Here is a 20249-nt window from a genome sequence, read left to right as displayed (position 1 = left end):
GGTTTCCATGACCGTATCCGCCGACACGTCGCGACGCCAGTTCCTGTGGCAACTGGCCGGCACCACCGGCTTGGGCATGCTGGCGACGGCCCTGCCTGCGACTCCAGCCGCGGGGAAATCCAGCCTCGCGACCACCCGCAGTGGCCGTATCGCGGGGCTCACGGACCACGGCATCCATGTCTTCCGCGGCATCCCCTACGGCGCCGACACCGGCACCCGGCGCTTCCAGCGTGCGCTGCGCGAGAACGGCTGGACCGGCGTGCGCGATACCGTCCGCTTCGGCGCATCCGCCCCGCAGCGCGGCGATGCCGATGGCCAGCCGGTCAGCGAGGACTGCCTGTTCCTCAACGTCTACACGCCGGGTCTGCGCGACGGCGCGCAGCGCCCCATCCTCGTCTATCTGCATGGTGGTGGTTACAACAACGGCTCGGGATCGCACCCGCTCTACGACGGCGGGAACCTGTGCCGCCGCGGCGATGTCGTCGTGGTCACCGTCAACCATCGGCTCAATGCCTTCGGCTATCTCTACCTGGGCGAAACCGGTGACGAACGCGTCATGGACGCGGGCAACGTCGGCCAGTTCGACCTGATCGATGCGCTGCGCTGGGTGCGCGAGCACGCGCACGCGTTCGGTGGCGATGCCGGCAACGTCACCGTGTTCGGCCAATCCGGCGGCGGCGCAAAAATCGCCACGCTGATGGCGATGCCGGAGGCCGACGGCCTGTTCCACAAGGCGATGACGATGAGCGGCCAGCAGGTGACCGCCGCCGGACCACGCGCGGCGGCGCAGCGCAGCGCACTGTTCCTTGCCGAACTCGGACTGAAACCCGGCGACATCGACGCGTTGCTGGCGATGCCGATGGCGCGCCTGCTGGAGGCCACGCGGGTCCGCGATCCGTCGCGCACGGAGGACACCTCGCTCTACTTCGGTCCCGTGCTGGATGCGCGCAGCCTGCCCCGCCATCCCTTCTACCCGGATGCGCCGGCGCAGTCCGCGCGCATCCCGATGATCATCGGCAACACGCGCGACGAAACCCGGGCCTTCCTCGGCAACGACGAGGCGAACTTTGCCCTGACCTGGGACCAGCTGCCGCAGAAGCTGCGCGAGCAGCAGTACGTGGACCTGTCGCCGGAGGTGGTGATCGCCGAGTACCTCCGGCTGTATCCGGACTACACACCGTCGGACGTCTTCTTCGCGGCCACCACGGCGGGACGCTCGTGGCGCGGTGCCGTGATCGAAGCCGAGGAACGCGCACGACAGGGATCGCCTGCGTGGGTCTACCAGTTGGATTGGCGCTCGCCCGCGGACGGCGGTCGGCTGCGCGCCTTCCACACGCTCGACATCCCGCTGGTATTCGACAACACCGGCGTGGAAGGATCGAAGACGGGCACGGATGCGCGTGCCCGCACGATGGCAGCGCGCATGAGCGGCGCGCTGCTCGCCCTCGCCCGCCATGGCGATCCGAACCACGCAGGCATCCCGTCCTGGTCGCCCTACACGCTACCCCGGCGGCAGACGATGGTGCTCGACGACGTCTCCGGCATGCAGGACGATCCGCGCGGTGGTGAGCGGCGGCTCTACGAGCGCGTACCGTTCATCCAGCGAGGCACGTCGTAGCGTGCGCCACGCGCACGACCGCAGAGATGTGCATCAACTCCATCGTGCGCACGGCGCACGCTACGACATGACCTCGGCGGCGATCTCGAACGACCGCAGGCGCTTGGCGTGATCGAAGATGTTGGCGGTCAGCATCAGCTCGTCCGGGCGATGGCGCTCGATGAACTGGGCGATGCCCTTGCGAACGGTGTCGCGGCTGCCTACGACGGCGCAGGCGAGCGCCTGTTCCACGCCGGCCTTCTCGTGCGGCTGCCAGAACGCCTCGATGTCGTCGATCGGCGGCGGTACCAGCCCGGCGCGGCCGCGGCGCAGGTTGACGAAGGCCTGCTGCTGGGTGGTGAACAGGTGTTTCGCTTCGGCATCGGTCTCCGCCGCGACCACGTTCAGCGCGAGCATGGCGTGCGGCTTCGCGAGATGCTTCGAGGGACGGAAGTCGCGATGGTAGAGCAGCAAAGCCTGGTCCATGGCGTCGGGCGCGAAGTGCGACGCGAACGCGTACGGCAGGCCGAGCGCGGCCGACAGCTGCGCACCGAACAGGCTGGAGCCCAGCAACCAGACCGGCACGTCGAGTCCGACTCCCGGCACGGCGCGCACGGCCTGCCCGTCCTGCACCGGTTCGAAGTAGCGCAGCACGTCCTGCACGTCCTGGGGAAACTGATCGGCGCTGTCGAAGTAGCGGCGCAAGGCGCGCGCGGTGGCCTGGTCGGTGCCGGGCGCACGCCCCAGTCCGAGGTCGATGCGTCCGGGATACAGCGACGCCAGCGTGCCGAACTGTTCGGCCACCTGCAGCGGTGAGTGGTTGGGCAGCATGATGCCGCCGGACCCGACGCGGATGGTCGAGGTCGCGCCCGCGACGTGCCCGATCAGCACCGCCGTCGCGGCGCTGGCGATGCCCGGCATGTTGTGGTGCTCGGCCAGCCAGTAGCGCGTATAGCCCCAGCGCTCGGCGTGCTGCGCGAGGTCGCGCATGTGGACGAAGGCCTGCGTGGTGTCGCTGCCTTCGCAGACGGGAGCCAGGTCGAGAAGCGAATACGGAATCATGGAATCACCCGCGATGACGATGCCATCGTCATGGGGTCGCCGCGCCTCCGATTCCACCACGCGTCGCGGGACGCTGCATCCCGTGGCACTACTGGAACAGGTGGCGCAGCTGCGGCAGGTACTTCTCGGCCGACCCCGTATTTACCGCGACCACGCGCTCTCCACGCTTCAGCACGCCACGATCGAGCAGCTGCGGCAGCGCCGCCAGGCAGGCCGCGCCCTCCGGCCCCACCCAGCCTTCCGGCCGCATGCGCCACAGCCGCGCCGATTCGGCCGCGATGTCGGCTTCCTCGACCACGACGGCAGCACCGCCACTGGCGCGCAGGATCTGCAGCACACGGAAATGGCCGACGCCGCCGGGCACGTTGAGCCCGACCGCCAGCGTGTCGCCTGCGTCCAGCGCCGTGGTGTCATCGGCACCGGCATCGAACGCGCGTACCAGCGGCGTGGTCGCCGCGCTCTGCACGCAGATCATGCGTGGTCGCTGCGCGCCGATCACGCCCAGCGCCTGCAGCTCATCCCAGGCTTTCCACATGCCGAGCACGCCGGTCCCGCCGCCGGTGGGATAGACGACCACGTCGGGCAACGACCAGCGACGCTCGCCCGCGACCGGTTCGGCCAGTTCCAGGCCCAACGATTTCTTCCCCTCGATGCGCCAGCCGGGCTCCTGGAAGGTCGCCACCGAGAACCAGCCCTGCGGCACATAGTGCTGTTTGAGGAACGCACCTGCCTCACGGATCGTCGGCCCCTGCAGGATCAGCTGGACACGGTCGGGGTGCCGGTGCGCGGCCGCGGCGACACTGCCGACGATCGGCGCAGGCGTGTCGTCCGGCATCGCCACCACCACCGATAGACCGCCCGCAAGGGCGTAGCGGACCAGCGAGTCGCCCGCGTTGCCCTGCGTGGGCACCGCCAGGCGCGACAGACCAAGCCGACGCGCCTGCGCGACCACCATCGCCATGCCGCGGTCCTTGAAACTCTGGGTCGGATTGGCGCCATGGCCCGCATGCGCCCTGCCTTCGTCCTTCAGCTGCAGCACCAGCCCCGCCTGCCGCGCAACCGGATGATCGCGGTAGTCGAGCAGCGGAGTCGCGCCCTCACCAAGCGGGACGAGATGGGCGGCATCGCGCGGATCGGCCGCATCCAGCGCCATCAGCGCACCGAAGCGCCACATGTCGCGACGCACGGGCCGATACCAGCCGCGGTCCGGCCACTCGGCCGCCAGGCGCTCCAGGTCGAGCACCATTTCCACCGGCCGGCCATCGACAGGATCCAGGTTCATCGGCTGGTCGGCGGAATACTCCACGCCCGATCCCAGGCCTCGCAGGCAACGCACGTACGACATCGTCACTCCAGTCAGCAAGGCGCGTACAGGATAGCGGCGAGCCCCACGCGTAACTCATGACCTTGGCTCATTTCGGTCACCCGAAGCGCATGTCAGCCCAGCAGGTCGAACGGCCCGCCCTGCTCCAGCGCACACTGGTAGGCCGGCCGTGCGTGGATGCGCGCGAGGAAGCCGGCCAGGTTCGGGTACGTCTCCAGTCCTGCACGGGCCGCCGCCGCTTCCACCGGGAAGCTCATCTGGATGTCGGCCGCGCTGAACTGCTCGCCGGCGAACCACGCCGCCTTACCGAGTTCGCGTTCCATGTAGTCCAGGTGCAGCTTCACCTGCGGACCGACGAAGGTCCGCATCGCCTTGTCGGCGATGCCGCGGGCGATCGGCCTGGCAAAGAACGGCATCGGCGCCTTCTTCAGGCGCGAGAACACCAGGCTCATCAGCATCGGCGGCATCGCCGAGCCTTCGGCGTAATGCAGCCAGTAGCGGTAGCGCAGGTGTTCGGCGGTCCCCGGCGATGGCGCGAACCGGCGTGCGGCGTCGTAGCGCTCCACCAGGTATTCGAGCACGGCACCGGATTCGGCCAGCACGTGCTCGCCATCCACCACCACCGGCGACTTGCCCAGCGGGTGCACCTTCTTCAGCTCCGGCGGCGCCAGCATCGTCCTCGGGTCGCGCTGGTAGCGCACCACCGTGTAGTCCAGGCCCAGTTCCTCCAACAACCAGAGCACGCGCTGCGAACGGGAGTTGTTGAGGTGGTGGACGGTGATCATGTGGGCGCTCCGCAGTAGTAACGCATGCTACCGCGCCGACCGCTGTGGTAGGAGCGACGTCAGTCGCGACCGTACGCTCTCGTAGCCCGATACACTTCTTCGTGGACCAAGGATCCTATGTGGTCCAAACCCCATGGACGCCACTGGCTTGCGGTCGCGACTGACGTCGCTCCTACAGAAGGCCGCTTCGCTCAGGAGCTGCACGACAGCATCGAGCAGCCAGCACGTTGCCGGGCCCATTCTGGCCGACGTTGCGCGAAACGCTCTCGCCCGGGCTGGTCGTCGTAAGGCCGCCGCATGACCTCCAGCAGGTCGTGGACACCGGTCAGGTCGCCCGACCCGGCTGCATCGATAGCCTGCTGCGCCAGGTAGTTGCGCAGCACGTAGCGTGGATTGGCCAGGCGCATGCGTTCGCGACGCGAAGCGGCGTCGAGCGCGTCGTCGTCGAGGCGACGTCCATAGGCCGCCATCCAGTCGCGCAACGCTGGCGACACCGCGTCGCGTTTGGCCGGGTCGTAGAAGGCCTCGTCCAACGCCGACAGCGAGGCATCCATCGGATCCGCATCCATCAGCGCGCGGAAGAACAGCGTCATGTCGATCTCGCCTTCCTGCAACAGACCCTGCAAGGTCGCCATGCGTTCGACATCGTCGTCGCGGCATTCGGCCAATCCCAGCTTGCGCGCGATAGTGTCGCGGTCGGCTTGCGAATACGCATCGGCGAAGCGCTGCAGACCGTCCTGCAGCGCCTCCACACCATCGAACAGCGGCGACAGCGCCTGCGCGAAGCGGCTCAGGTTCCAGCCCGCCACCCGCGGCTGCCAGCCAAAGCGGTAGCGCCGGCCTTGCGCATCGGTCGTATTCGGCGTCCAGTCCGGATCGTAGTTGTCGATCCAGCCGTACGGCCCGTAATCGATGGTCAGGCCGAGCACGGACATGTTGTCGGTGTTCATCACGCCGTGGACGAAGCCCACGCGCATCCAGTGCGTCACCATCACCGCCGTGCGTTCGCAGACCTCGCCGAACCAGGCGGCGTACAGCGCTTCGCCTGCTCCGGCCAGATGCGGGAAATCGCGTCGGATGGTGAAGTCCACCAGCGCACGCAACAGATCCGTCTCGCCGCGCGACGCCGGCAGCTGGTAATGACCGAAGCGCAGGAACGAGGGCGCGACGCGACAGACCACCGCGCCCGGCTCGGGGGTCGGGTGGCCGTCGTAGAACATGTCGCGCACCACCTGCTCGCCGGTGCCGACCAGGCTCAACGCCCGCGTCGTCGGCACGCCGAGATGGTGCATGGCCTCGCTGCACAGGAATTCGCGGATCGAGGAGCGCAGCACCGCACGGCCATCGGCGGTACGCGAGTACGGCGTCGGGCCTGCGCCCTTCAGCTGCAGTTCCCAACGTTCGCCAGCCGCGTTGACCGTCTCGCCCAGCGTGATGGCGCGGCCGTCGCCGAGTTGCCCGGCCCAGTTGCCGAACTGGTGGCCACCGTAGTTGCCGGCGTAGGGCTGCATTCCCTGCAGCAGCGCATTGCCACCGAACACCTGCGCAAACGCGGGCGATGCGACATCGGCGTCGTCGAGTCCGAGCAAGGCCGCGACTTCACGCGAATGCGCCAGCAGGGTCGGTGCCGCGACCGGCGTTGGATCGATGGACGACCACAGCGCGCCACGCACCTCGCGACGCCGGAATCCCGCTTCCGGATCACCCGGCAGCTCGCGGAGGAAGCGGTTGTCGAAGCGCAGCGCGTCGAGGCCGCTCATGCGGCGTCCGCGGCTTCGTCCACCAGCGGACTCAGGTCGGGACGCAGGGCCACGCGCTCGTCGAACACGAAGCAGGCACCGTCATAGCCGAAGCCACCGACCTGCTCGAAGTAGCCGAGGATGCCGTCATCCAGCTGCAGCACGTTGTCCATGCCGTCGGCCTGCATCCACAGCGCGGCCTTCTCGCAACGGATGCCGCCGGTGCAGAAGCTGACCACGGTGGTGTCCTTCAGCGCATCGCGATGCGGTTCCAGCGCAGCCGGCAGGTCGGTGAACTTGTCGATCGGCAGGGTCAGCGCACCGGTGAAGGTGCCGTACTCGATTTCCTGCGTATTGCGGGTATCCAGCATCACCACGCGGCGGCCGGCGTCGTCGTGGCCCTGCTCCAGCCAGCGCGCCAGCGTGCGGGGTTCGACGACGGGCGCTCGCGCGTCTTCTGGCGTGGTGCCGGGGCGACGGAAGCTGATGATCTCGGGCTTCACCTTGACCTTGAGCCGCGCGAACGGGATCCGTGCGCTGTGGCTGTACTTCACCCGCAGCCCGGCGAAGCGCGCATCGGCGCGCAGCGGTGCGAGGAAGGATTCGATCGCATCGGCGGCACCAGCCAGGAACAGGTTCAGCCCCTCGCCCGCCACCAGCACGGATCCACGCAGCGACAGCGCCTCGGCGCGTGCATGCAGGCTCGCGGCGAAATCGGCCGGCGCGTCGATGGGAGCGAAGTGGTAGGCGGCGATGTTGGTGACCATGATGCGATTTTACCGTCCGTCGGCAACTCGGCCTTTATTCAACCAGATGGTTGACAGTCGACAGGGGCGTCCGAATACTCAACCACATGGTTGAACATGACTCACCGCGGCTCGACGCCGTCTTCCACGCCCTCGCCGACGGTACCCGGCGCCGCATGTTGCGCAGCCTGGGCGGACAGCCGCGCAGCGTCGGCGAACTGGCGGCCCCCTTCCAGATTTCCCTGGCCGCGGCCTCCAAGCACATCAAGGTACTGGAGCGCGCCGGCCTAGTGACGCGACAGATCCAGGGCCGCACACACCTGTGCCACCTGCAGCCGCAGGCGCTCGCCGAAGGCGAAGCCTGGCTGCGGCAGTACGAGCAGTTCTGGACCGCCCGCCTCGACGCACTCGATGCCGTCCTGCAGGCAGACGCCGCGCCCCTTCCCTCCTCCATCCGGAAACCGCCATGACGCCAGTTCCCGCGCCCGACACGGTCGATGTCACCGTGCAACGTGCCTTTGCCGCACCCGCCGAACGCGTCTTCGATGCATGGCTGACGCCGCGCCTGCTGGGCCAATGGATGTTCGGTCCGGACGTGCGCGAGGAAAAAGTGCTGCGCCTGGACGTGGATCCACGCGTCGGCGGCCGCTTCTCGATGCTGGTCGAACGCAGCGGCGAACGCATCGATCATGTCGGCGAGTATCTCGTCATCGAACGGCCGCACCGACTGTCCTTCACCTGGACCATCGCGGGCGAAGCCGACCAGGACGGCAGTGTCGTGGATATCGCCATCACACCGACGCCCGGCGGCTGCGAGCTGCGCCTGACCCACACCCTGCCGCGCGCCTGGGCCGATTACGCCGACCGCACGCAGCAAGGCTGGAGCACGATGCTCGACGCCTTGCACGTACTGTTCTGACGGAGCGTGAGGACGCCATGTCGCCAACGCCTTCCTCTGCCGCCCGCACGCAGATGCGGGCTGAACGTCAGAGCAGCAGCCAGGGCAAGGCCAGCGTCAGCGCGATGATCGCGATCATCGCCGCCAGCATGCCGATGACGTAGCCCGGCCGCGCCTGAAGCTGTCCCATGAACGTCTCGGCACGTCCTTCGCGCTCATCCGCGGCCTGTTGCATGCGGGCCTGGTCGCGACGCCGCGCCTGGTAGTCCGCCATCAGCGCCTTCGCGCGCGCCAGCTGGTCCGCGTCTTCGATCCACAGGCCACCTGCGGAGATGCCCCACGGGCTGGGCTGGGTTTCGTAGAACTCGATCGCGTTCGCGCGCAGCAGGTCGCGCACCTCGTCGGCTTCGTCGCCGGGCACGTTGCGCAGGTTCAGGAAAAGTTTCGCCATGCCTGCAGTGTACCCGGCGCGCCGCGCGGGATCGGTTACCCTGCACGCCCCTCGCTCCACCGGATGATGATCCCGATGCGTATCCTGCTGCTCGCCCTGTCGCTGACCCTGTTCGCCGCCTGCGCGCCCGCCGGCCCGCCGTCGGGTGGCAGCGTCGCCGAACTCGAGCGCATCGACACGCTCGCCGGCACGGGCGCCGTGGCGACCAGCGGCAGCGATGTCAGCGTGCACTACACCGGCTGGCTGTACGACGAGACCGCACCGCAGCAACGCGGCATGAAGTTCGACAGCTCGGTCGACCGCGGCACGCCCTTCACCTTCCTGCTCGGTGCCGGCCAGGTGATCCGCGGCTGGGACGAGGGCGTGGCCGGCATGAAGGTCGGCGGCAAGCGCACGCTGAAGATCCCCGCCAACCTCGGCTATGGCAGCGACGGCGCTGGCGGCGTCATCCCACCGAACGCCTCGCTGGTGTTCGACGTCGAACTGATCGACGTCAAGCCGCATGACTGAGGCCTTGCTGTCTGTAGGAGCGACGTAAGTCGCGACCGCACGGCATGATCACCGTGGACCAAATCCCTGAGAGATGTGCGAGGTTTACCGGCTCTTCTTTTTCGCGGTCGCGACTGACGTCGCTCCTACAAACGCGCTTCGCTACTCCACCGGCGCCAGCCGCAGGTCGTGGAAGTCGAAGCTGAAGTCGGTCAGCGGCGAGATCGCCTCCATGCGCGCTTCCCGGATGCCGCCGTCCGACTTCAGCGAATAGGTCAGGAAAGCATCGGCGTTGAGCCAGCGCTCGCGCCAGCGCACCACGAAGGTGTCGTGCTGCCACGGCTGCAGGTCGCCCACCAGTTCCGGCGTGCGGCTGAAACGCAGCACCAGGCCGTCGCCCTCCTGCGTCACGACCACGTCGCCGTACCAGGGATCGCGCAAGGTGCCGGCGTACTTCGCCAGCGGCAGCGAGGGCTTCGCCGCGGCGTCGCGCGCGGCCTGCAGCGTCTGCCAGTGTTCGTCGGCATTGCCCTTCGCCTGGTCCACCTGCGCCCGGTAGGCCGCCAGCCAGTCTGTGCCGCTGTTGGCCAGGTACGCGTCCAGCACCTTGAGCGTAATCGCGTTGAACGCGGCGCCGACTTCCTGGTTGGTCAGCACCACGATGCCCAGCTTCTGCTCCGGCACCAGCGTCACCCGCGAGACCATGCCCGGCCAGCCGCCGGTATGCCACACGAGCTTGCGACCCTGGAAGTCGGACACCATCCAGCCTTCGCCATAGCCGAGGAAGTTCGGCTTCGCCGCCTTCAGCGCCTCGATCTTCGGCTCGGCGATCGGGATGGGCGTGACCAGCGACCACATCGCCTTCTGGCGCGCCGGCGTGAACAGCGCCTGCTCGCGCCCCTTCGCGTCGCGGTAGGTGCCGCCGGCGAGCTGCGCGTTCACCCACTTCGCCATGTCGGTGACGCTGGAGTAGATGCCGCCCGCACCGGCGACGTTGCGCCAGGTCATCCGCGGCACCGGCTGCAGCGTGGTGAAGTCCGCCTTGGCATGCCCGGTGGCGACATTGTCGCCCGCCGTCAACGTATCGCTGTTGTAGCGCGTCTCGCGCATGCCCAGCGGCTGGAAGAAGCGCGTGCGCAGGAACTGCTCGTACGGCTGTCCGCTGGCCTGTTCGATCACCAGCTGCGCCACGCCATAGAGGATGTTGTCGTACGCATAGCGCTCGCGGAAGCCGCCGCTCAGCGGCACGTCGCGCAGCCGCTCGGCGACCTCCCGGTTGCTGTAGGTGGTGGTGGGCCAGTACAGCAGGTCGCCCGCACCCAGGCCCAGGCCGCTGCGGTGGACCAGCAGGTCGCGGATGCGCATCTCGCGGGTGACGTAGGGGTCGGCCATGCGGAACCACGGCAGGTGGTCGATCACCCGGTCCTCCAGCGTCAGCTTGCCCTCGTCGGCCAGCATCGACAGCGACGCGGCGGTGAACGCCTTGGTGTTGGACGCGATGGCGAACATCGTGTGCGCATCGACCCGCGCGGCCTTGCCCATCTCGCGCTCGCCCCAGCCCCTGGCCAGCACCACTTCACCGTCCTTGACCACGGCCACCGCGATGCCGGGTACGTCGAAGGCCTCGCGGACGGATTCGACATAGGCGTCGATGTCCTGCAGTGCGGGCGGCGTGCCGGCCTCCTTCGCGGCGGCCGTGGAGGCGAGCAGGCAGAGCAGCCCGAGGGCGCGACCCGTGGTCGCCGGCAGGTTCGAACGCATCGTGTGTCCCGTGTTTGGAGGTCCGCGCGACGATACCGCATGGCATCCGCGCACCGCGCATGCCGGAAGCGGCGGGCGGTCACGGCATACTATGCGGATGCCTGCGCAACACCCTGAAAATCCCGTGTCCACGCCCACCGTCGCCGTCGTCGGCGGCGGCCCCGCCGGGCTGATGGCGGCCGAAACCCTGCGCGCCGCCGGCCTGCAGGTCGACCTGTACGACGCCAAGGGCTCGGTGGGACGCAAGTTCCTGATCGCCGGCAAGGGCGGCATGAACCTCACCCATTCCGACCCCTTCGATGTCTTCGTCACCCGCTACCACGAACGCCGGGACGAGATCGCCACGTGGCTGCGCGACTTCGACGCCGACGCCCTGCGCGACTGGGCACGCGGCCTCGGCGTGGAGACCTTCGTCGGTACCTCGGGCCGCGTGTTCCCGTCCGACCTGAAAGCGGCGCCGCTGCTGCGCGGCTGGGTGCGGCGTCTGCGCGAACAGGGCGTGCGCTTCCATGTACAGCATCGCTGGCTCGGCTGGAACGATGACGGCGCGCTGCGCTTCGCGACACTCGACGGCGAGATCGCCGTGCAGGCCGATGCCACGGTGCTGGCGACGGGCGGCGGCAGCTGGCCCGAGCTCGGGTCCGACGGCGCCTGGGTGGACGCGCTCGAGGCCAGGGGCGTCCGCGTCGCACCGCTGCAACCGTCGAACTGCGGCTTCGACATCGAGTGGAGCGAGCACCTGGCCACGCGTTTCGCCGGCGAGCCACTCAAGCCGGTGGTCGCGCACTGGCACGACGCCGACGGTATGGCGCAGCAGCGCCAGGGCGAATGCGTCGTCACCGCCACCGGCATCGAGGGCAGCCTGGTCTACGCGCTATCGCCGATGCTGCGCGATGCGATCGCGCGCGAGGGCCACGCCACGCTGGTGCTGGACCTTCTGCCCGGTCGCGAGGAACCGGACCTCGCCCGTCGCCTCGCCAAGCCGCGCGGCTCGCGCAGCCTGGGCGAACACCTGCGTCGCGAGGCCGGCGTCGCCGGCGTGCGTGCCGCGCTGCTGTACGAAGTCCTGGACAAGACGGCACTCACGGACCCCGCGCGCATCGCCCGCACGCTGAAGCGTTTCCCGTTCCGCCTGCAGCGTACGCGCCCGATCGCCGAGGCGATCAGCAGTGCGGGCGGTGTTCCGCTGGACGCGATGGACGCACGCCTGATGCTGCGCGCCCTGCCCGGCGTGTTCGCCGCCGGCGAAATGCTCGACTGGGAAGCACCTACCGGCGGCTACCTGCTGACGGCCTGCTTCGCCAGCGGCCGGCACGCCGCGCACGGCGTGATCGACTGGCTGGCAAACCGCAGCGCCTGAGTGGTCGTCCGCAGGGGCTGCGGCGCGCACCCCGGGAAGTGCGTGCCGCAGCGGCTGCGGAACGTGGGCGCACGATACGCGACGGATTGTTGAGGCCCGGTTAGCGTTTGAAAGCAGTTTTGTTACACGCATTTACGGCCGGATGTGCATGCTTGTCCTCACGCCGCATGCACCGTCATTCTGCTTCGTCGCCCGCCGGTTTTTCCGCGGCACCTTCGCGTCGCGCTTTCGCTGCCACGTACATGGTGTCGACCAGGTTGGGATAGCGGCGGCCCGCCGCCGCCGCGCGGGCACGCGCTTCCTCCACCTGCGCCGGCGTCAGCTTCAGGGCGCCACCGCGACGCTTCGGCGCGGGGCGTTGCCAGGGACCGGGCTTGCGCGTGGCCATGGTTCAGACCGCGGCGGTCACCACGATCTCGATCAGCCATGCCGGCCGTGCGAGGTTCGCCTGCACGGTCGCGCGCGGCGGCGCATTGCCTTCCGGCACCCACGCATCCCACACGCGGTTCATCGCCTCGAAGTCCTGCAGGTCCTTGATGAAGATCTCGGCGCGCAGGATCTTCGACTTGTCGGTGCCCGCGCGCGCCAGCAATGCGTCGATCTCGCCCAGCACCTGCCGGGTCTGGCCGGCGATGCTCTGAGTGGCGTCTTCGGCGATCTGCCCTGCCAGGTACACCACGCCGTTGTGGACGGCCATCTCGGACAGCCGCGGACCTACGTCGAACCGCTGGATCATGGGGTTTCCTCCGTTGTCGGACCGGCAGCTTAGCGCTGCAGCGCGCCCATCGCACCGGACGCGGCGCGCCACAGCCACCTGCCGCCGAGCCACATGGCGATGACGATCAGCGCGATCAGCAGCTTCTGTACCCAGCCCTGGCCTGCAGGCGGCCACAGGGCGTGCACCCACAGCAGGGCATAACAGACCGACGACCACGCCGCCGCCAGCGGAAAGTGGCGGCGCCAGGCCTCGTCCAGGCGGAAGCGCCACGCCTGCAGCAGCATGCCGGTGGTGACGCACAGGAAGGCGGTGATCGCGCAGGTGTGATGGAACCAGTGATGGAACTCCGGCGCGGCCTGTGGCAACCACGAATCGCCGATCGCCACGCCCGCCAGCGCGACGGCGCCGATGCAGAACAGCAGCAGCGGCGCTGCGCTGCGCGCGTTCGCCGACAGTTGCGCGTACAGGCCGACCGCCAGCATCACGATGGTCGCGGCCAGCACGCAGTACGTCGTACGCAACAGCAGCCCCCATGGCCCGAGCAGGTACTGGCTCAGCGTGGCCTGTTGCCATTCGAGGTCGCTGCGCGCCAGTTGCAGCGATCCCGCTACCAGGAGAAAGCCCACGGCGCCGGCCATCGCCGCCAACCCGGCCAGGCGGCGCGGCGCGAAGGGGGACGGCCGCGCGAGGGCGGATCGGGGCTCGTGCATCGTCGGATCACGCGGGGAAGACGCGGGATTATCGTCCAGTCGCTCAAGAATGCGCGCCCGCGGCCGCTCTGATGGGCATGACTCCGCAGCGTGCCCGCCATCACGCTTTGACCTACACTCCGCCTGCCCCCGCTGCCCCGGGGATGGCTGCCACGAGCGAGGGAACTCCAGCGCCAATGCCGTTCAATGCATCGCCCGGTACCGATCCGACACGTCATGCCCAGCGCCTGCCGCGGCGGATCCATCGCCTGCGCACGCTCGGCATGGGGTTGGCGGCGTTGCCGACCGGCATGGTGCTGCTCGAGAACCAGGCCGGCCCCGGGCGTTGGCTGTTCCTGCTGTTCACCACGGTGCTGTGGCCGCAGCTCGCGCTGTGGTTCGCGCTGCGCCATCGGGAACCATTCCGCGGCGAGATCCGCAACCTGCTGGTCGATTCGATCCTCGCGGGAATGTGGGTGCCGCTGATGGCCTTCAACCTGCTGCCCAGCGTACTGCTGGTCACGCTCACCACGGTGGACAAGATCAGCACCGGCATCGACCGGCTCTGGTACTGGTCGCTGCCGTTGATGGCGGCGGGTGCCTTGGCGATGGGCACGGCCACCGGCTTCGAGATGCAGCCGATCACCAGCATGGCGGTGATGGTCGCGTGCCTGCCGATGCTGATGATCCATTCGATCGCGGTCAGCCAGGCCAGCTACCGCCTGGTCCGCAAGGTGAAGCGGCAGAACCGGAAGCTGGACGAGCTGAGCCGGCGCGACACGCTGACGGCGCTGGACAGCCGCCGTTACTGGCAGGAACAGGCGGCGCTGCTGCTGGACCAGTGTGCGGCGACCGGCGAGCCCGCCACGCTGCTGATGATCGACATCGACCACTTCAAGGCGATCAACGACCGCCACGGCCATGCGGCCGGCGACGACGTGCTGCGGGCGACGGCGGAGGTGATCCGCCACAGCATCCGCGGCCACGACGCGGCGGGCCGGCTGGGCGGCGACGAGTTCGCGGTGCTGCTGCGCGGCACCGACGTGGAGGCGGCGGGGATCGTGGCGCAGCGGATCCGCGAGGGCGTGCAGGCTTTGCAGGTGCAGAGTGCGCCGGGGCTCCGGCCTACCGTCAGCCTGGGCCTGGCGAGGACGACCGGAGGGGCCGGACTGCGGGCATGGCTGGAGGCGGCCGACCGGGCGCTGTACCAGGCCAAGAGCCGGGGCCGCAACCAGTTGGCGATCGACGACGGCCTGCGGGCGATCGTCGATACGCCCTGATCGATCACCTCAGGCGCCGAGGTGTTCGGCGCGGTCGCGGTGCGGCATTTCCAGCACGTTGCTGGCCGCACGGATGTTTTCCTGCTCGCCGTCGTAGACGCAGACGCGGTTGCGGCCGTTGTGCTTGGCGCGGTACAGCTGCTTGTCGGCGTGCGACAGCAGTTTGGCCAGGCTGTAGCCGGACTGCTGGCTGGAGGTCACGCCGAAGCTGCCGGTGATGGCGAAGACGTGGCCGGTCTCGCGGGTTTCGATCTGGGCCAGGCGCACGCGGCAGTCTTCGGCCACGCGGGAGGCGGCGCGCAGGTCGCAGCCGTACATCAGGATGGCGAACTCTTCGCCGCCGAGGCGGCCCAGCACGTCGATGCGGCGGCAGAAACCCCTGCTGGCCTCGGCCACTTCCTTCAGCGCCCAGTCGCCGGTGCCGTGGCCGAAGCGGTCGTTGATGTTCTTGAAATGGTCCAGGTCGAACATGATCAGCGAGGCCTGTTCGCCGTTGCGGGCACACTCGGCCAGCGCGCGCTCGGCGCGGATGGTGAAGTGGTGGCGGTTGCAGATGCCGGTCAGGGCATCGGTCTCGGCCATCTTCTTCAGCGACAGCTGCACGCGCTTGATCTTGAAGGCCCAGTAGCCGATGGAGGCGATCAGCAGGATCAGCAGGATGACGATCAGGCGGGTGTTCTGCGCTGCGGCCTTGTCGACTTCGCGCTGCAGTTGCAAGACCTGGTTTTCCTGGTCGAGTACGCTGATCTGCTGGGACTTCTGAAGGGTCTCCTGACGGACGATCTGGTACGCCAGTTCGCGAGCCTTCACTTCGTTGAGATACGCCTTGTCGGCTTCGGCGTACTTCCTGAAATAGTTGAGAGCTACCTGCGCGTCGCCTTTGCGCTGAGCGACATCGTAAAGCGTGTGATACGCCATGACGAGGGGCTGCGAATACGCAATATCGCTCGCGTACGCAACGGCCGCCTTCGCGTGCTGTTCGGCACCACCGAAGTCCTCGTCCTCGAGCAAATACTGTGCGAGAAGCGCATGGACTTCACCGATCAGGCGGGGATAGCGCGTCGCTTCGACCTCCCGCAGATGCGTCTGCAGCAGCGCGATGGCCTTGCCGCGCTGACCATTGTCCGCCAATTGACGCGCCAGCAGTTGGCGCCCCAAGTTGGAAAGAATCACCTCGCGGATCGACGCGCAGAACTCGATCACCGAGGCGATGTCCGCACTATCGGAGGCCTTGCCCATGAAGAACCGCGCTTCCGCTTCGGTGTACCGTGCGAAACACTGCTCGCGCTCGTTCAGGGTTTGCTGCTGCAACTTCGTAGCGTAATCGAGACCGTGCTCGTATTGCCCGATCAGGTTGTAAAGAATGCTTGCCGAGACCATCGCATGTACATGCATGCGGGGATCATCGCTCTCCGGCAGCCACTCCAACGTGCGCTCGAGCTGTCTGAGCCCCTCTGCAAACTGCCGGGTAGCGCCATAACTGTTCACCAGCAGCGCGCTTGCACGCACGCGCAGGTTTTTATTCGTCGTGGTGGCAAGCAGTATTTTGGTAGCTGCGATGGCGTCGGAGAAGCGACCCGACGTGTTCAGAGCGTAGGCGTTCAAGTAGTCCATCTGCTCGCGCTGTGCCTCGCTGGCGTCTGCGCGCGATTCGTTAGCCTCGTTCAGGAGTCGCCTGAAGGCCAGCGCATCGGAACTCCGCAGCTGTTCGGCCTTCTCCAGCAATTCGCCTACTCGTTCGGGTCCCGCGGCAAACGCGGCGGGACTGGACAACAGAACAAACGCAAGCAGAGCCATCACCCATGCTCGGATGACGGCCCTGCTAGATCCAGTTCTGCGCAACTCAGTTGAGCGGCGCATCCTCATCGGGCTGCTCTTCGCCATCTTTCCGTCCATCCCCATCCTCCCCTTCCTTGAGCGGGCTCTCCTCGGGCGCGAAGATGGCGCAGACCATCTGCGGCCGGCCACCCAGGAGATCGTTGATGCGTTGGACATCGCGACCAAGCAGAGCTGACTGCTCGGCTTCCGGAAGCTCCATCGCACCTACCACCGCCGCGTACTGTTCGCGAGTCAGGAACGATGCCGACGCATCGCTTCCCAGTCCTTCAAGACACTTCACCATACGGTCCGACATAGTTTCCCCCTAAAGCACTACAAAAATGCGGCCATCCGTCGGGCCAGCTCAACTTACCGCTGCCGGTGATCCAGAATCGACCGCTCGCGGGACAGGGCCTTCACCCCATCCCGCCCCCGATCGGAAGATAGCCGGTTTCACGTCAAATCACTACCCTGCGCCGGACCAGAAAGGGCCAAAAGCCTGGCAACCATGGCGTCGTCCCGTTGCAGGGTGACCGCGGGAGGGATCACCAGTGTCGTTGCCAGACTCAGAACAGCTTGGGGCAGGCTTCGAAGCGGCATGCGATCGGCGCGATGAGGCGCAATCGGCACGGTCGATGCCTCGTAGGCAATGACCTCGTGATCCTCCGGATAGTGCTGCGCCAGCAGTTCCAGCAGCAGCGTCCTATACGCCGCACCTGTGGAGAACCGCGCAAGCGATGGATCGCCAGCCACACCGATTTGCCAAAGTACCAAGTAGGCAGACGGATCGATCCGTCGCCGGTAGAACATGAACTGACTCGCCTCATAGTGCTGGCAACCAACCGACCCCGGATCGATCCCGAGATCTGCGTACAAGCAGTCTTCTGCAGATACCGCAGCTTCCATCACGGCGTCGAATCCTTCGAGGCGTGCCAGCGCGATGGCGCGATGAGGGACGACGGCAAATACGCCGGGGTGGCCGTAGAACGCACCGCACACGCGCTTGCCTGCGCGAACTTCCATCAACATCGCATCCACCATCTCGCGATAGGTATCCGTTCGCGGCTTCCCTTCGGAATAGAACGGCTGCAGGCTCCGCACGTCCGCACCCATGCCTTGAATCCACAACTCGACCAGCGGATCAGACACCGCGACGAATACGACATCTGCCTGCTCGATATGGCTGCGCGCCCGGGGCGCGAGATGCGCCCCCAGCGTCATACCTACACCCACACAAGCAAGACTCCCCTTTTGACCACTCATACGACGAATCTCCCGTAAGCCCCAGATACTCAGTATCAGGGCTCAGTCGCCCCACGCCCAAGGCCCGTTGTCCATTGATCACGGGAGAGATGCCAATGAATCCGATCCTGACGCCCCGGCATCTGCTGGAAACCCAGCTTGTTCATCAAACCGATGGAGCGATGGTTCGATGGAAGTTGGCAGCCGTACTGGGCAGACAGGCCCAGCCTTGCGAAGCCTTCGTCTCGTACACGACCCAGTGCTTCATACGCATAGCCCTTGCCCTGTTGCGAAGGGACAATGACAGATCCGATCTCCGGCATGCCTTCCCTCACCACCAGACCGACAAGTCCGACGGTATCGCCTGCCTCGCGTGTCGAAGCCCTCCAGAGCCAAGCTGAGGGCGCCGGACCACGCATCATGGCAAGGCTTGCTCGGAATGCTCGCTGCGCTTGGAAATGATCAAGAGCGGGCCCGATGTGTGCCATCAGAAGAGGATCGGAAAACCAGGCGCAGTAGTCGGCTTCATCCCGTTCCCGCAATGGATGAAGTATCAGGCGTCTCGTGCCCACGGGTAAGGCAGCTATAGCCGTCCCCACGCATTCAGAGCCGCACGATATCCGCAGGCTCATGACACGGACGCCAGGCAATGATCATCGCGGGTTCGAATCAAATCCGCTGCCCCCTCACCCACCGCACAATCCCCTCCGCCTGCATCGCCCCGCTCTGCCGGGCAATCTCGCGGCCGCCCTGCAGCAGCACCATCGTCGGGATGCTGCGGATACCGAAGCGGTTGCCCAGGCTGGGGCTGGCGTCGGTGTCCACCTTGGCCAGGCGCATCTGCGGCTCCAGCAGGCCCGCCGCACGCTCGAAATGCGGCGCCATCTGAAGGCAGGGGCCGCACCACGGCGCCCAGAAATCGACCAGCAACGGCAACGTGCTGCGCAGCGCATGCCGATCAAAGTCCGCCTCGCCCAGCGCCAGCGGCACGCCGGTGAACAGCGACGCGCGGCAACGCCCGCACTGCGGCGCCTCCGCCAACCGCTCCACCGGCACACGATTCATCGCGGCGCAGTGGGGACAAGCGATCAGGTGGGCGGAAGCGTCCATGCGCACATCCTAACCCCGCCCTGTGTCCATGCTGCGTCGCCACAGCGCATAGACTGCAGGCACCGTCTTCCCGGGAGGCCCGCCCCATGATCGCCACCCTGATGGCCGCTGCCCTGGCCGTGGCCGGCCTGGCGCCCGCCGCCGTCGCGCTCCCCATTCCCAGCGCCCAGCCCCCTACCCCGGCCGAGGTGATGGCCCTGCCCGAACCGCTGCGGCAGCAGTTCCACGCCAAGGTGCTGTCGACCCCGCGCGGTTCCGAACAGCGGCTGCGGCGCATGGTGGAGTTCCTGTTTTCGCCCGACGACCTGGGCATGAGCTACGACATCGACGCCAACCACACCGTGGCCGAGGCCTACGCCACCCGCCAGGCGAACTGCCTCAGCTTCACCCTGCTGGCCGTCGCCCTGGCGCGCGAGGCCGGCTTGCAGGCCTACGGCCAGCAGATCGACGAGACCCTCGCCTGGCGCCAGGAACAGGACACGCTCTATCGCACCCACCACGTCAACGCCGGCGTGCGCATCCAGCACCGCCAGCTGACCGTCGACGTGGCGTGGGACCAGGTGATCGCGCGCAAGCCGCCGCGCGAAATCAGCGACGCGCGCCTGCTGGTGCACTATTACAACAACCGCGCCGCCGACCTGCTGGAAGCCGGCCGGCTGGACGATGCCCTGCGCTACGCCAGCGTGGCGAAGACGCTGGACCCGACCTATGCGGTGACGTGGAGCAATACCGGCGTGCTGCACCTGCGCCATGGCGACCCCGCGCAGGCCGAGCAGCACTACGTGCACGCGCTGCAGCTCAATCCGCAGGATCCCGGCGCACTGTCCAACCTGGCCGCGCAGTACCAGCGCACCGGCAACACCGCGGCCGCCGCGCGGCTGCAGGCCCGCCTGCAGCGCGTGCAGGCGCTGGATCCGTTCCACCACTTCCTGCTGGGCGTCCGCCACGAACGCGAAGGCGATTTCGAACAGGCCGTGCGCGACTACCGCCAGGCGATCAAGCTGTTCCCGGACGAACACCGCTTCCACTTCGGCCTGGCGCGCGTCTACTTCCAGATGGGCGACAACCGGCGCGCGGGCAAGGCGCTGGCGAAGGCCGAGCGCCTCAGCGAGGGCGACAACCGCCAGCTCTACCACGCCAAACTGAACGCCCTGCGCCGCCTGGCCCACTGACGCGGAAA

Annotated in this window: 22 protein-coding genes; 7 read left to right on the top strand and 15 right to left on the bottom strand. The window is 67.7% G+C overall.

Annotation, left to right across the window (positions count from 1 at the left end; all coding sequences use genetic code 11):
• Positions 1 to 7 precede the first annotated feature (7 nt).
• Positions 8 to 1618, top strand: coding sequence for a carboxylesterase/lipase family protein (locus AC04MD_RS03620; RefSeq protein WP_475495952.1), 1611 nt, complete (start codon positions 8 to 10; stop codon positions 1616 to 1618).
• Between the two features lie 60 nt (positions 1619 to 1678).
• On the opposite strand, the gene AC04MD_RS03615 is transcribed toward AC04MD_RS03620, so the two are convergent.
• The 5 genes from AC04MD_RS03615 to AC04MD_RS03595 all read right to left on the bottom strand — a co-directional run bounded on the left by AC04MD_RS03615 (position 1679) and on the right by AC04MD_RS03595 (position 7274).
• Complete coding sequence (locus AC04MD_RS03615) at positions 1679 to 2659, bottom strand: LLM class flavin-dependent oxidoreductase (RefSeq protein ID WP_475495951.1); 981 nt, start codon at positions 2657 to 2659, stop codon at positions 1679 to 1681.
• Between the two features lie 88 nt (positions 2660 to 2747).
• Complete coding sequence (locus AC04MD_RS03610) at positions 2748 to 4004, bottom strand: threonine synthase (RefSeq protein ID WP_475495950.1); 1257 nt, start codon at positions 4002 to 4004, stop codon at positions 2748 to 2750.
• 92 nt (positions 4005 to 4096) lie between these two features.
• A complete protein-coding gene (locus AC04MD_RS03605) occupies positions 4097 to 4768 on the bottom strand; it encodes a glutathione S-transferase (protein WP_475495949.1) in 672 nt (223 codons plus the stop codon).
• 191 nt (positions 4769 to 4959) lie between these two features.
• A complete protein-coding gene (locus AC04MD_RS03600) occupies positions 4960 to 6528 on the bottom strand; it encodes a protein adenylyltransferase SelO (RefSeq protein ID WP_475495948.1) in 1569 nt (522 codons plus the stop codon).
• Positions 6525 to 7274 (bottom strand): sulfurtransferase, encoded by a 750-nt coding sequence (locus AC04MD_RS03595; protein WP_475495947.1) that lies wholly within the window; start codon positions 7272 to 7274, stop codon positions 6525 to 6527. The genes AC04MD_RS03600 and AC04MD_RS03595 overlap by 4 nt, the downstream gene beginning before the upstream one ends.
• 86 nt (positions 7275 to 7360) lie before the next feature.
• Here AC04MD_RS03595 and AC04MD_RS03590 point away from each other — a divergent pair, with 86 nt between their 5' ends.
• Positions 7361 to 7723, top strand: a complete 363-nt coding sequence (locus AC04MD_RS03590) for an ArsR/SmtB family transcription factor (protein ID WP_475495946.1) — start codon at positions 7361 to 7363, stop codon at positions 7721 to 7723.
• The gene (locus AC04MD_RS03585) at positions 7720 to 8172 is read left to right on the top strand and encodes an SRPBCC family protein (protein ID WP_475495945.1); all 453 of its coding nucleotides are present in this window, start codon (positions 7720 to 7722) and stop codon (positions 8170 to 8172) included. The genes AC04MD_RS03590 and AC04MD_RS03585 overlap by 4 nt, the downstream gene beginning before the upstream one ends.
• Positions 8173 to 8239: 67 nt before the next feature.
• On the opposite strand, the gene AC04MD_RS03580 is transcribed toward AC04MD_RS03585, so the two are convergent.
• On the bottom strand, positions 8240 to 8602 hold the full coding sequence (locus AC04MD_RS03580) for a DUF6164 family protein (RefSeq protein ID WP_475495944.1): 363 nt from the start codon (positions 8600 to 8602) through the stop codon (positions 8240 to 8242).
• Positions 8603 to 8677: 75 nt separating this feature from the next.
• Between AC04MD_RS03580 and AC04MD_RS03575 the strand changes: the two genes are divergently transcribed.
• A complete protein-coding gene (locus AC04MD_RS03575) occupies positions 8678 to 9112 on the top strand; it encodes an FKBP-type peptidyl-prolyl cis-trans isomerase (RefSeq protein ID WP_475495943.1) in 435 nt (144 codons plus the stop codon).
• A 141-nt stretch (positions 9113 to 9253) separates the two neighbouring features.
• Here the strand turns inward: AC04MD_RS03575 and AC04MD_RS03570 are convergent, their stop codons facing one another.
• Positions 9254 to 10852 carry a serine hydrolase gene (locus AC04MD_RS03570; protein ID WP_475495942.1) on the bottom strand — a complete coding sequence of 533 codons (1599 nt, stop codon included), beginning with the start codon at positions 10850 to 10852 and terminating at the stop codon, positions 9254 to 9256.
• A gap of 97 nt (positions 10853 to 10949) precedes the next feature.
• Between AC04MD_RS03570 and AC04MD_RS03565 the strand changes: the two genes are divergently transcribed.
• On the top strand, positions 10950 to 12212 hold the full coding sequence (locus tag AC04MD_RS03565) for a TIGR03862 family flavoprotein (protein ID WP_475495941.1): 1263 nt from the start codon (positions 10950 to 10952) through the stop codon (positions 12210 to 12212).
• Positions 12213 to 12387: 175 nt separating this feature from the next.
• Here the strand turns inward: AC04MD_RS03565 and AC04MD_RS03560 are convergent, their stop codons facing one another.
• The 3 genes from AC04MD_RS03560 to AC04MD_RS03550 are packed head-to-tail and all read right to left on the bottom strand — an operon-like array spanning position 12388 to position 13640.
• The gene (locus tag AC04MD_RS03560; protein ID WP_475495940.1) at positions 12388 to 12600 is read right to left on the bottom strand and encodes a hypothetical protein; all 213 of its coding nucleotides are present in this window, start codon (positions 12598 to 12600) and stop codon (positions 12388 to 12390) included.
• Between the two features lie 3 nt (positions 12601 to 12603).
• Positions 12604 to 12948, bottom strand: a complete 345-nt coding sequence (locus AC04MD_RS03555) for a RidA family protein (RefSeq protein WP_475495939.1) — start codon at positions 12946 to 12948, stop codon at positions 12604 to 12606.
• A gap of 29 nt (positions 12949 to 12977) precedes the next feature.
• Positions 12978 to 13640: a DUF998 domain-containing protein gene (locus AC04MD_RS03550; RefSeq protein ID WP_475495938.1), complete on the bottom strand. Its 663-nt coding sequence runs from the start codon at positions 13638 to 13640 to the stop codon at positions 12978 to 12980.
• A 176-nt stretch (positions 13641 to 13816) separates the two neighbouring features.
• Between AC04MD_RS03550 and AC04MD_RS03545 the strand changes: the two genes are divergently transcribed.
• On the top strand, positions 13817 to 14899 hold the full coding sequence (locus tag AC04MD_RS03545) for a diguanylate cyclase (RefSeq protein WP_475495937.1): 1083 nt from the start codon (positions 13817 to 13819) through the stop codon (positions 14897 to 14899).
• Positions 14900 to 14908: 9 nt separating this feature from the next.
• On the opposite strand, the gene AC04MD_RS03540 is transcribed toward AC04MD_RS03545, so the two are convergent.
• From AC04MD_RS03540 to trxC, 5 genes are all read right to left on the bottom strand, one after another.
• Positions 14909 to 16696 carry a sensor domain-containing diguanylate cyclase gene (locus tag AC04MD_RS03540; protein ID WP_475495936.1) on the bottom strand — a complete coding sequence of 596 codons (1788 nt, stop codon included), beginning with the start codon at positions 16694 to 16696 and terminating at the stop codon, positions 14909 to 14911.
• A 46-nt stretch (positions 16697 to 16742) separates the two neighbouring features.
• Positions 16743 to 17033, bottom strand: a complete 291-nt coding sequence (locus tag AC04MD_RS03535) for a hypothetical protein (RefSeq protein WP_475495935.1) — start codon at positions 17031 to 17033, stop codon at positions 16743 to 16745.
• A 137-nt stretch (positions 17034 to 17170) separates the two neighbouring features.
• On the bottom strand, positions 17171 to 17980 hold the full coding sequence (locus AC04MD_RS03530; protein ID WP_475495934.1) for an SAM-dependent methyltransferase: 810 nt from the start codon (positions 17978 to 17980) through the stop codon (positions 17171 to 17173).
• A gap of 35 nt (positions 17981 to 18015) precedes the next feature.
• Positions 18016 to 18591 (bottom strand): GNAT family N-acetyltransferase, encoded by a 576-nt coding sequence (locus AC04MD_RS03525; RefSeq protein ID WP_475495933.1) that lies wholly within the window; start codon positions 18589 to 18591, stop codon positions 18016 to 18018.
• 37 nt (positions 18592 to 18628) lie between these two features.
• On the bottom strand, positions 18629 to 19069 hold the full coding sequence (gene trxC, locus AC04MD_RS03520) for a thioredoxin TrxC (protein ID WP_475495932.1): 441 nt from the start codon (positions 19067 to 19069) through the stop codon (positions 18629 to 18631).
• 86 nt (positions 19070 to 19155) lie between these two features.
• Here trxC and AC04MD_RS03515 point away from each other — a divergent pair, with 86 nt between their 5' ends.
• Positions 19156 to 20241 (top strand): tetratricopeptide repeat protein, encoded by a 1086-nt coding sequence (locus AC04MD_RS03515; RefSeq protein ID WP_475495931.1) that lies wholly within the window; start codon positions 19156 to 19158, stop codon positions 20239 to 20241.
• The last annotated feature ends 8 nt before the right edge of the window (positions 20242 to 20249 follow it).

The sequence above is a fragment of the Pseudoxanthomonas sp. LjRoot206 genome (genome assembly GCF_056175725.1).
The sequence above is the reverse complement of the archived record's forward strand: the minus strand, read 5'-3'. Positions and strand labels throughout refer to the sequence as shown.